The following is a 13,386-nucleotide window of genomic DNA, read 5'->3' as shown; positions in this document are numbered from 1 at the left end:
ATTTTATTTTAAAGTTGTCCGATAGGGTTGATATACTAAAAAACTTCATCCTATTTAAATGACTTTTTAGTATACAAAACATCATTTATTTTTTCTGTTATCTATAATCTCAAAATTCTTGTATACCGCCTTTAATTTTGTTCCATTAAAAATGTATTCTAAAGGCTTTTTTATTTTTTTAGAGCTTTTATAATCAATAATCTCATAATGCACAATCTGCTTTTTGATCTTACTTTTTTCATTAAATCGATTTTCGACTTTTGTAACTCGTTTTTGATTTACATCATATTCTAAAACCTGTCGTATTAATCCCGATTTTTTTTCAAAATCCTTATTGGGCACTATGGTAATATTCTCTTTACTGCCATTAGTTACGCAATCAATTGTACTTATTGATTTTAAAAGTGTTCTCTCTATTTCTAAAAATTTTCTTTGTGCATTATTATCTGTAAATAATCTTGGATCAGAATCATTCCAGTATATCTTGCCTATCTTAGGTAGAACCACAAACATTTCTTTATCATCTCCAAATATTTTCATGTTTTCATCGTCCATAAAGATTTTATACTCTGCGATAAGCATTTCACTTTTGGTTGAAGAAACAGGAAGGTTATATTTTTTGAAAAAAGTTGTATTGGTACTATATTTCATATAATACACCTGGCCTTTCTTTGGTGATATCACTTCCTGCATACCATCCAGATATTCTAAAATTTTATCTCTGCATTTACTTGAAGCATCATTTTGTGTGTATCCACTAAAATGAAAACAACAATATGCAATCAGGACTATTACTTTAAATTCTCTCACGGCTTTCTTTTGGTAAATTATATTGTGTTTCTGTTATTATTTTTAATCCCTTTTCTGTCTCGATTAGTTTACGAACTAATTGCCCTTCTCCATTATACTGATAGTACAATCCAAAATGTTGATCATCAAATAAGGTCAATAGTCGAAGTGATTTCACATCATACACATAGCATGTTGTTTGTGCTTCTTTTGGATTAAATTTGATATCGTCTATATATACTTGTGGATTTTCAAAACTCAGACTTACCGAAACTCCTTGACCAGAAACAAAAGATTGTGGTGTTATGTAGGTTCTATATAAAGACCATTCTCCTGTTTTTGCCATAAACTCTGGAGTCAACATATTACCATTAATCTGAATCTGCGGGTTACTTAGTTTTTCATCAGATTTTGTCCAAAACTTCAACCAACCACCTGTAGTCGATAATAAGTTTCCGGCAATGACATTTTTTAGTAAACTCTCACCAGAAACAATTCGTTTAGAATATATTCCTGAATGAGCTATATTCTCTACTAAACCAGTTTCGACACCTACTTTATCTTCAAAATGTTCAAAATACATTTCTTCATAGGTTGAGTTTTTGGCAATCATAGTTGGAAGCGTGAAGTTATACCCATACTTAGAAGCACTATGTATTCCTAAAACATCCCGTTCTTCTAGTGCTGCACCATTAGGTGAATACTTGGTAACTTCAGTAAGTTTCACCCATTTTTCATCTTGTGAATTTGCATTGTAGTTAAACGGAGTAAAATTTTCTACAATTCCACCTTCATAAATTTTTCCTGAGTTTGTATTTCGATCTGAAGATTTCTTTACGTTTCCTTTAAATGCATAATTTTCATGCATTCTATATACCGATGAATTTCCTAAGGATCCATATTCGGTATTTACACTTTGATTATTTGTCCACTCAGAAACTCCAGCCAATACATTATAAGTACTTGCTCCTGCAGATATAATTTTATCAGATTTAATATTCCAGGTGCCATTGTCATTAATTGGATTAGCATCTGTCCCATAGGTTACAAATTGTCCTGAACTAGCTAATAATTGATTTGTATTGCTTGATATTTTGGACTTCTGCCCCATTTTATCATAATTCCAGTGTGCAGGAATATTCAGGTTATAAATAGACCCATCATGTTTTTGGTTTGCAACAGCTAAATCAATACCATGATATGCATCATATGTTTTTGTTAAAATCGAGCGCCCGGTAGCATAATCAAATGCAAGGTTTTCTGTAGTAGATGCAATATTATCTGTATACGAAACTATCCTTTTTTGAATTGCTGGATATTTAATAATCTTTGATGTAGCGTATTTGGAAAGTAATTGTTCTTTGTATCTAAATACTAGACCAAATGATACAAATATAGGTGGTGGTAGCGTTAGCCCAACACTTACATCTATTTCAAATTCAAAGTCTAAATCTTCATTTCTAATACTATACCCTTCTTGTGTGACATCCATTTCTTTACCTGGCACATCCCATATATATGTTCCCGAATTTTCACCACTAAATGTTTTAAACAATCGTACTTTTTCTCCTGGTTCATAATAATAAAAATCCTGACCCGAAGAGATATAGCTTGTATTACCAGATTTATAACTACCTCCATACGTTCTTACCGATTTAGGAACACCATGCATTCCATTTTGTATAAATCTAAATCCTTGAGAAGCCCAGGCTTTATCAAAACCATACGAAAAAAAGGGGCTAGGAAGATTAAGTTTATCATTATGCATATTATCCTGAAGTACAGAATAAGAGACTCCGCGTTCTGGATGTACATTAGCAAAATCAAACTTTCTTTCATTTCCTTCATATGATTTATAATCATATAATTTATCATATGGATAATCTTTACATGTATAAAATTCATGAACGGTATGCCCTGTACCTGTTTTACCGGTATGGATATTCTCTACAACCACCCGTGAGTGAGTGACCGAAGCAGATGGAAGCAGTGATTCTCCTATTGGTCCTTCAGTTTGTTCTTTATCTTTACCTGCTATTAGTCTATTAATCCAGGATTGATTTTTCTTAGGAAGAAATTCTACCAGAGAATTTTCTTCTCTCATTTCTTGTGGTTCATTAGTAGCCACACCACTAGACCTTCCATCTTCTAGTTCGTATTTATAAATTTGACCATAGGTAGCTTCATCTCCAGATTCTATACCTTTATCATACATCAAAACTTTTTTAACTCGAACTCCTCCACCTCGTTTTGCCTTATTGATAGGTATTTTAAGATAGGATAAACTAGGGTTTAATTTTTTACAAGTTTCATATTTATCAGGAAATGAAACATTTATCCCTCTGTTTGCTAATTCTTTTATTCCTTTCCTTGCATATTTTAATGTCTTGACAGCTTTTATTAAATCTGTACTTCCAATATCTCCATTACAATCTAAAAGTCTAGCTGCAATTGCATTTTCATATTCTCTTTCTATTTTACCTTCGCAACCTGCAGAATATTTACCCCATCTTTGTGTTACATAATAATCGTAACAAGCTTGTCTCGGTGATAGTCTATAGTTTGAATCTTCTTGAGACTCTTCTGTAAATGTATTTCCTGAATATTTTGTGTGATTCTTACTGTTTTTCGATTTTAGAGTAATAGAAATTGAGCTTCCATTACAAGTGATTTTTGAGATCTTAGCATATCCTGTTATGTACTCTGATTGACACCCTAATAAATCGGGGTTATTGTCTTCTAATGCATATAATAGTTTAAAATATATCCTTTTTCGAACATCAATTTCACCGCCTCCATCAGGTTTTCCTCCCAAGAAATATTCATTAACTTTTTCACATAACCCATCAGAATACCCTCCTATATCAGATAAATCTAATGTATATGTAGGGTTATCGTATGTGTTTTGAGCACTTGACAATCTTACCATTGCCATAGCATCTCTATCTTGAACATATAAATAGTCTTTACTTTCATACTCTACCAGAATTTCTCCTCCAGATGGTAATACTATTTGTTTTAACTGCCATGCAGCTGGGTCAAATTGCTTTTGTGGAATATCTCCCTGATATGGCCATGTAATTAAATTAAGATGTCTGTTTTCTGCACTATTTGTATTGCCTCTTACATTAAATTGATTATACCCCCATGCATCTAAAAGATGTGGCCCGTAATCTGGATTCTGAGCCGATAGCGAATATTGAGTATCCATTTGATGATTAGATGTATATTGGTACCCAAATTTATATGAGCTAATCCTGGAATCTACGACTCCTTCAAATTCTGACCATACTTTTTTTAGTGTCAATTTCCCACTATTTACAGCCGTTTTATTATTAGGATAATTTCCATTTTTATTATTCGGTAAGTTTTGAACTAAAGAATAATCGTATTGAAAATTAGTAACTTGTAAAGGAGTATTTGGTCGTGCTTTAGAGAACAATACTATTTTTTCAAGATATTCTAATTCATCTGTTCCTTTTGCTGTTGCGCTTTTAGAAGAAGGATCTTCATTGATTGTTAAATCCTGTGCGGCCAGGCCATCTAGCCTCGAGGTTTGAGAACCTTGTAAATAACTTGCCCCTGATCCCGTAACTCCAAATCTGGCTGCGTTAGATGTATTCGTAACAAAATAGGCTACATGAGTTTTTGTTTCTACTTTTTTAAGAAAAAACACTTCTTTCTCTCCTGTAGTCACAAAACCAGCATCGTCTTTAATATCAGAGATAGAGTTTTTATTATAAAAAAGTCCATTGTAGGGAGTTCTCCAGCGATACCATTTTCCTTTCTCACTCGCCTCTCCATATTTTTTATGATACTCAAACGATGTCCATCCACCAAAATCACTATCATCTACCCCCGTAGTACCAAGGTCAATATAATCTGGAGTTGTAATAACTTTTAATAATGATATATTTTCATGTGGTAGAGCTCTTACTTCTCCAGTTACTCGATCTTGTTCACAAACATCTACTTTGTAATCATTAGACAAATAGGTAGTTGTATATGCTAAATGATTCTTCTCGATGTTATCGTTTTCATCAATTCCAAAAGAAAGATTTGAAGTGTTTTTAACCATTACTGGCTGTGAATACCCATATTTAATTCCTGCTTCACTAAATATTTCATATCCTCCAGTACTTAATTTTTCGATATGTGATGAGGTATTGATTTTTGAATCAATTGTTGGATCCAAAAACGCTTTTCCTTCATTCCTAACAGCTGCACTTACTCCTTTTACCCCTGGGAAGTTAGGGTTTGCACCCAATTCTATATTTGCAATATCGTTATTAGCAAAATTTACCTTACCTCCCATATCTCCATAAAATCTGTATTTTAGATTACTATGTGATCCAGTTCCTGGAAAATACTTCATTTCCGATTTACTTCTTCCAAAAGAAAGGTTTACCCCTACTCCAACATTGGTACCTACCATTCCTTCTATACCAACACCATATGTTTTTATTTTATTTTTTACATTTTCATCATTACTAAAGGTTCTTGGACCATCTGCAAACGCACGAAACCCGCCAGACAAACCTTCACCAGATAAAAAGTGATTATCGGGTGTACTAAAAGGAATACCAATAAAGAAATCTCGTCTATCAAAAAGTTGAGCTTTTTCTGTAAAGTAATCTGATCTCGCATTTGAGCCCTTCATATATCCCGAAGCATTCAAGACGCGATGCGCTATAGAATGGTTTATAGAAAATGAGCCAATATATCCTCCTTCAATCCCAACAGGTGCAAAAGCTGGATTAATTTGTCCTCCATAACTTAGATTCACATTCATTCCTTTAAGCTTTGTTAAAGTAACAGACTGTCCTACATCAGTAAAGGTTTGTAACCCAAAAGTAGATCCTACATTTAGAGATCCTCCTCCTTTAATTGAAGCCTTAAATCCAGTTTTATATGACTTTGTTTTAGTTGGATCATTTTTATCTGCTTTCTTTTTAGTTTTTGACCTTTCATAAGATAAATCAGGAACCCCATTACCTAAAAGGGCATAAGGATTAATTGCTGCACTGAAGGTGACTCCCGTAGCTGACCGATTAAGAGATAAACTAGCGAACCCTTTAGACAATCCTATGGATGTAGTTCTAGAAACTCCCTGATAATTATTATATCGCACATAATCAGAAACCCCTACACCTACACTGAAAGCTTCAAGATTTAGTTTTACAACCCCCGACATTGTCCAATTAGGTCTGGTTTTATTATAGACATCTATTGGTACATTGTTATAGTCATCGGGATAGCCTCGAACACTTGTGTTTATTGCTCCAGGGTTCAAAGTCCAGCCATGTCCAACCCATGAGGACTCTTCTTCTGATGATGTTCCACTGTGATAAGATAGCGACATTGCATATCCTCCTCCATCGGGTCCAGGAATTTGAATTACAGGTAAATTGTAAGTGAAATTACCAGATAACGGATCCACCAGGTTTGTAGTTGCCACAGGTTCAAAACTCGAAAATTCTGGTGAACCAGGTCCAGACGTTAAAGCATATAATGAACCTACTGATGGTACAAAAATTCCAATCAACATATCACATAACAAGAAGTATGTGATGATCTTAATATTTTTCTTACGTATTGAAATCATAAGTGCTCTTAATTAAAAGTTTAAATTTGGTAGATTATTTATTTTTTTGCCATCAAAAACAAAATGGCTTATTCCGGTATCCAAAAAAGTATCTTGAAATACAATGTCAAGTTGTTCTGAATTCAATATTTCTTTTTGATCGTCTGAAAACACCATATAAATTGACTTTTTATTAGCTATTTCATATGCATTTTCCATAGTGGTTAAAACAGGATTATATTTTTTACCAGAACTTGTCTTTAAAACCAGTACTTCTTTTATATTAAAACTTAAATCTCTAATCCTTTGCCCATATTCACTAAGGTTAGCAACGTTATAATTGCTTACATTTATTGTTTCTTCATCATGGCTTATAGTCAACAAAAAGGTTTTAGAGTTTTTAAACTCATCTACATACTTCTGAAAATCGTTCATATCAGTTTTATTATCTTTTTTCATCTCATTAAGAGCCAGATACTCTGCTGGTAAATATTTCATCGACAACAAGAAACCATTTGCTTTCGTTTTTTTTATAAACCCATGATCGGGTTCTCCTAACCATCCTAAGAGTTCTTTTTCATTATTAATTGAAGAGCTGCAGCTCATAGCAATCAAAAGAAAAATGTATATACTATTCTTTAATCCCTTCAACATATTCCTTATTTAATCCTTCTATAATATCTTGTGTTATATCTATGGCATCAGATGCATACATTATGTTTCCAGAATTTGTAATTCCTTCTATCAAATCTATATCATGAGTTTCTGCGTAACGTTTAACAAAATCATTAATCTTATTATATACGCCTTGAAGTAATTCTTCTTCCTGAGCTACTACTTTCTGTTCGATTGCTTTACCTAACTGAATTGTTTTGGCTTTAAGAACCTCTAGTTCTCCTTTCTTTACTATCCTTTCCTCATTTGATAATTTTTCAGAAATAATCTCGAGTTCATTAGATTTAGATTCATAAGTACTTTTTTGTTTTTCAAACGTATCTTGCATCTCCTTCGTTTTGATCTCGAACAAATCCTGAGCTTCTTTAAAACCTTGATAATTTTCTAAGACTGTTTGAGCATTCACGATTACATTTTTTTTGATATTATACTGTTGGAAGCATAAATAAGCTATAACCAGCAGCATAAGTAGTGTTATCAAAAAGTGTATTTTATTATTTATTTTCACCTTATTTAATTTTATAAGTAATTATGAATCATTGTTTTTTAAAATGAGCTATTTCCTGTTTGACCAGATCCAGCTACCAGAAAATGCCCTTTAAAGGATTTATTTTGAATTTTTATGATAAACTTATAGGATCCTGATTCTGTTAATGTTGTACCTAAAACAAAACCATTAATAGTAGCACTTGGCTGAACAACTATATTAGCATTTGAAGGAGAAAAAATCTCTACGGTTGCTCCAGTAAGATCAATATTGTTATTAACATTTATAGTCAATGGTACCGAAGAATCATACTGTACTCCATTGATTAGATTTATTGTAAATGGTACAACCGGAGAGGTTTTTTTATTCATAAAATATAGTGTACTGCCTTCTACACGATAAAACTCTGGTGAGAAATCCAGCCAATTACCACCGTTGGATACTTGTACATTAGAGATACCATTAGTATTTGCAATAAATCTTAGATGAAGTGCTCCTGTATTTTGAGAAGGTTTTACATTAATAAGAACCGTTTTATTCTCGCCTGTATCGGCTCCAAGATTTACAAGTGTTTCGCTATCTGGATTTCCGCTTATTATACCAGGTATTGTTGTACTACCTGATACAATATCAAACTCTGTATTTGGAAGGTCTTTAGTATTTATTGTAACCTTAAGTTCATTTACTGCCGGTGTAACCTCAAGAGTAATTGGATTACGGGTTAGAGTAAGATCTGTTATTACACTATTGGTCGCAGTAAAATTATACACTCCAGCATCAGCATCTGTAGCATTAGAAATGACCAAATCTTTATTTGTCGCTCCTGTAATTGCTGCTCCATCTTTATACCACTGGTAGCTATTATTTGTACTGGTTAATGCTGTACTAGACAATGTGATACTTCCATTGGCAGCTACAGATAAAGCCTCTGTTTGATCTACTTTGGCCTGAGGTGAATAATTAAAATATGTTAATTTATTTTGTAATACTTCAAATTCAGATTCAAAATCTAAAAACATAAATCCATTCTCTTGTATTTCAAAAGCATTTAAATTTGGTAAACTTTTTATTGTCTGAGGGACAATTCCTGAAAGTTGATTTTCATGTACATAAAGTCCTTTCAAATTAGTTAATTGACCTAATTCATTAGGAATATTTCCTGTTAACTCATTAAATGATAGTACCAATTCCTGAAGATTTCCCATAGTCCCTAAAACAATAGGTATTGCTCCTGTTAGCTTATTTGTATGTAAATACATATGTGTTAAGCTTGTTAACTGACTTAATTCTCCGGGAATACTTCCTGAAAGTTGATTTTTATGCACATACATTTTTTTTAAATTTACAAGTTGACCTAATGATGAAGGAATTACCTCTGTTAAATTATTAGATGACAATTCTAATTCTTGAAGATTTATTAATGTTCCTAAAGAAGCAGGTATTGCACCGGTTAACTTGTTTGTATGTAAATGCAAACGGGTCAAGTTTGTTAATTGTCCTAATTCCCCGGGAATATTTCCTGAAAGTTGATTTTTTTGTAAATAAAATGTTTTTAAACTTGCCAATTGTCCCAACTCACCAGGTATTTCACCAGTTAGCTGATTAAACGATATCGCAAATTCCTGAAGATTTACTAATGCTCCTAAAGAAGCAGGTATTGCACCGGTTAACTTGTTTGTATGTAAATACATAAGTGTCAAATTAGTTAGCAGCCCTAATTCACTAGGAATACTTCCTGAAATTTGATTTTCATGCAAGTACAGTTTCTTCAAATCTATCAGTTGACTTAATGATGAAGGAATTATTCCTGATAAATTATTTGTACCTAGCCCCAATAAAGTCACCTTACCTTCAGTTACAGTAACCCCATACCAATCGCATACTTTAGAAGTAGGGTCATTGATTAACCAAGGTTTGTTATTTGTTGTTGTATTCGTCCAATTGGCACCATTTGTACTAGTGTATAAATCTATCAACGCTTGGCGTTCTGCAGCAGATACTTCACAAGTACCTCCTGCACCAATCGACAAGGTTATCGGATTACGAGTTAATGTAAGATCTGTTATTACACTATTAGTTGCAGTAAAATGATACACTCCTGCATCAGCATCAGTAGCATTAGAAATGACCAAATCTTTATTGGTTGCTCCTGTAATTGCGACTCCATCTTTATACCATTGATAGCTGTTATTAATACTTGTTAATGCAGCGCTAGACAAAGTGATACTTCCGTTAGCCGCTACAGATAAAGTCTCTGTTTGGTCTACCTTACCTTGCGTGAGATAACCAAAACCTGTTATATTATTTTTATAAGTAGTAAAATCTGATTCAAAATCACTAAAAACAAAATTATTAGTACTAAAACCAAAAACGTTCAATACATCATTAGTTGCTAATACTGCTAAACCAGAAGGTACTGCTCCAGACAATTGATTACGAGAGAGCCCTAGAGTTTTTAATCCCGGCAAATTACCAATACTTGAAGGGATAGAACCTGTAAGTTGATTAGTAGATAAATACAGCTTTTCTAGTTTTAATAAATTACCTAAAGCAGATGGTATCTCTCCGGTAATTTTATTATCTTCTATTGACAAAAATGTCAAATTAGATAATTGCCCTAATGATACTGGGATTGAACCACTAAGACCATTTCTAAATAAATTAAGACCTGTTAGTTGAGAAAGATTGCCTAACTCTGAAGGGATTGAACCAGTAAGTTGATTAGCATTTAAAGACAATCCTATTAAATTACTTAATCCTCCCAAAGAAGATGGAATGGTACCACTAAGGCCGTTTCTTGCAAGGTTTAACGATTCTAGCTTGCTTAGATTACCCAGTTCTAAAGGGATAGTTCCTGTTAAAGAATTCTGGAAAAAATTTAACGTCTTTAAATTTAATAAGTTTGACAATGATACAGGAATAGAACCTGTTAATGCATTCTCTGCTAATGTTAAATGAACTAAGTTTGATAAACTACCTAATGATGATGGAATTGTACCACTAAGGTTATTCCTAAACAAGTTAATATTCTCTAAAGCTGATAAAGTTCCTAATTCCGTAGGAATTGGACCTGTAAGCTTATTTGCATTAAAATCTATCTGTTTGATATTAGTCCAATTACCAATTGTTGCCGGGATACTGCCTATTAAACGTCCATGTCTTGTAATAGATATAGAAGTAAGATGAACTAAATCTCCTATAGAGGCTGGAAGCTCCCCGTTAAGAGCATTGTCAAAAATATATAAACCAGTAACTTTTCCATTGGTAACTGTAACTCCTGTCCAGTCACAAACAGGAGCATCAGTTGCCCAATTGGTATTATTACGCCAATTAGCACCATCTGTACTATTGTATAAATCTACCAAGGCTTGTCTTTCTGCTGTAGAAACCCCACAAGTATTCTCTGCTGGAGTTACTGATAGTGTTATATTATTACGATAAATATTGAGCCCTGTAACAACAGTGTTTTTAACAAGCATCTTATAAACTCCGGCATCGGTTTCACTTGCATTTGTAATCGTATATTCTCTATTAGTTGCTCCAGAAATAGCAGTAGTCCCTTTATACCACTGATACGTATTATTAGGATTAGTAAATACGTTTGATGTTAGTGTTATACTTCCACCTATAGACACATTAAGTGTTTCTTCGACATCTGCATTTTTTTGTTTATTATAGTTAAAACTAGACAAGTTTGCTTTATACGTAGCGAACTCAGGTTCGAAATCAGAAAACACAAATTGATTTCCCGAAATTCCCAAATTACTAAGCTTGGGTAACGTACTTATTTCTGGTGGAATTTTTCCAGAAAAGTTATTATTATAAAGGTATAATGATTTTAAATTAACCAATTGTTTAAATGATATTGGAACCGAACCGGTTAACTCATTATTATGAAAGTGAATGTGTTCTATTTTTGTTAATTGGCCTAATTCTGAAGGAATACTACCGCTAATTTTATTACCAGATAAACCAATTCTCACCACATTAGACAATAAGCCCATTTCTGCAGGAATACTACCAGTAAGTTGATTCGCTCCCAATTGTAAATTTTCTAATTTAGACAACTGCCCAAAACTAGAAGGAATACTTCCTGAGATTTGATTATCTGCAATATACAAACGTTTCATATTTGCCAATTGCCCTAGTTCTGAAGGTAATGCCCCAGTTAAATTATTGTCATTTAGGCTTAAAGCATACAATTTTGATAGTTGCCCTAATTGAGGAGGAATAGTTCCTGTAAGTTGATTACCACTAAGCGATAAAGATCCAAGCTTAGTCAATAAGGCAAGGCTTTCAGGAATAGTACCTGTAAGTGTATTATTTGCTAAGGAAAGTTTTTGAAGATTAGCTAATTGGCCTAATTCTATAGGTATAGCTCCTGTGAGTTTATTATTTGTTAAATATAAGGATCCTAATTTTGAAAGCTGAGCCAGTTCAACCGGTATCGCTCCAGTTAACTGATTATATCCCATATTAATAAACAAAAGATTTGTTAATTGACCTAATTGAGGCGGAATCGTACCCGAAAAGTTATTACTATCAAAATATAAATGTGTTAAACCTGGTGCATTTAATAATGTAGTTATTGGCAGTATTCCAGAAAACTCATTACCACTCAAATGAAGAGACTTTAATCCTGTCATTTGTCCCAAACCTGCAGGTAATGCTCCTCCAATATCATTGCTACTAAGTACTAGTTGAGTTATATAAGGTAAATCCCCTATAGAGTTTGGCAGAGTACCAGTTAAATTATTTTTAAAAAAGTCTAACTTTACAACCTTACCATTAGATACTGTAACACCATACCAATCATTCACTAAAGAATTAGGGTCACTAATTAACCAAGGTTGATTTCCCGCTATTGTATTTTTCCAATTATTTCCATTAGTAGAATTATATAAATCTATCAATGCCTGGCGTTCTGTCGAAGAAACTTGAGCCAGTAAAGGAAATGTTAAAACAAGAGTTAAAAATACTGTTAAGACAAATGCAATAGAATCACTAAAACGTGCTTTTATCTGCTTCATTTATTTTTTATTTTTAGTCAGTTAGTTACTTTTAATTAATGTGAAAAATGGTTTTGAAATAAGCCAAATACCCCCTACCCAACAGCTTAACGCTATTAGCCATAATCAATACATATCGCTCAAAATCAAACGTTTAAACGCTTCATATTAAGTAATACTTTTTTTAATATTTATGAAATTATCTGTAGGACTAGCACTAAAATTAATGGGGTTTTATATTAATCTCATTGCTCGGGCAAACATACTATTTTTTCAAATCAAAATAAAACAATTTATGGTTAACTTATCTTTAACAGGATTGGTATTTTTAAGTAAAAAAGAGTAAAACAATTGAACACTAAATACTTAAAAAAAACTTCATCTCTTAAAAACTTTATTTAAATTTATTTATTAATAATAATCTAAAATCACTAAATAAAAACTCTACTTTATCTAAAGTTTATTTTCATTAGTTAAAGAGTTATTACACTAGTTTTAGATACTACAATCTCAAAGTTTAATACTAAACAAAGAAGCTCTTAATTTGCTACTTCGTAAAATTTATAATTTTCTTTAAAATTAGCTTTCGTTAAACTAAGTATTACTCTTTATTATTTATTACAGTACAAGAATACGAGTATTGAGTCCCATTTTTCGGGACTGAGGAATATATTTTTTTATTTTTTTTAAGATGGTCTTAAATAAAACATAAAAACTGCAGTATACAGTGAGTTTTACAGTACAGTTCTTCTTAAAATTATTTTTAATAATCGCAAAAAACATGTAGCTCTATCTTTTAAGAAAACCACAAGATGATTATCAAAATATCATAGAAATGAATT

Annotated in this window: 5 protein-coding genes; all 5 read right to left on the bottom strand. The window is 32.5% G+C overall.

All coding sequences use genetic code 11. The features are described 5' to 3' along the window. Window positions 1-81: 81 nt before the first annotated feature. The 5 genes from AAFU52_RS18170 to AAFU52_RS18150 all read right to left on the bottom strand — a co-directional run bounded on the left by AAFU52_RS18170 (window position 82) and on the right by AAFU52_RS18150 (window position 12,565). Window positions 82-810, bottom strand: a complete 729-nt coding sequence (locus AAFU52_RS18170) for a hypothetical protein (RefSeq protein ID WP_438422958.1) — start codon at window positions 808-810, stop codon at window positions 82-84. Then, complete coding sequence (locus AAFU52_RS18165) at window positions 797-6,394, bottom strand: hypothetical protein (protein WP_438422956.1); 5,598 nt, start codon at window positions 6,392-6,394, stop codon at window positions 797-799. Before AAFU52_RS18165 ends, AAFU52_RS18170 begins: the two co-directional genes overlap by 14 nt. Window positions 6,395-6,406: 12 nt before the next feature. Next, window positions 6,407-7,027, bottom strand: coding sequence for a hypothetical protein (locus AAFU52_RS18160; protein WP_438422954.1), 621 nt, complete (start codon window positions 7,025-7,027; stop codon window positions 6,407-6,409). Then, window positions 7,005-7,454: an OmpH family outer membrane protein gene (locus tag AAFU52_RS18155; RefSeq protein ID WP_438422953.1), complete on the bottom strand. Its 450-nt coding sequence runs from the start codon at window positions 7,452-7,454 to the stop codon at window positions 7,005-7,007. The genes AAFU52_RS18160 and AAFU52_RS18155 overlap by 23 nt, the downstream gene beginning before the upstream one ends. 140 nt (window positions 7,455-7,594) lie before the next feature. Beyond that, window positions 7,595-12,565: a leucine-rich repeat domain-containing protein gene (locus tag AAFU52_RS18150; RefSeq protein WP_438422952.1), complete on the bottom strand. Its 4,971-nt coding sequence runs from the start codon at window positions 12,563-12,565 to the stop codon at window positions 7,595-7,597. Between the last annotated feature and the right edge of the window lie 821 nt (window positions 12,566-13,386).

It is taken from the genome of Aquimarina macrocephali (assembly GCF_051627225.1).
Classification (GTDB): Bacteria; Bacteroidota; Bacteroidia; order Flavobacteriales; family Flavobacteriaceae; genus Aquimarina; species Aquimarina macrocephali.
The sequence above is the reverse complement of the archived record's forward strand: the minus strand, read 5'-3'. Positions and strand labels throughout refer to the sequence as shown.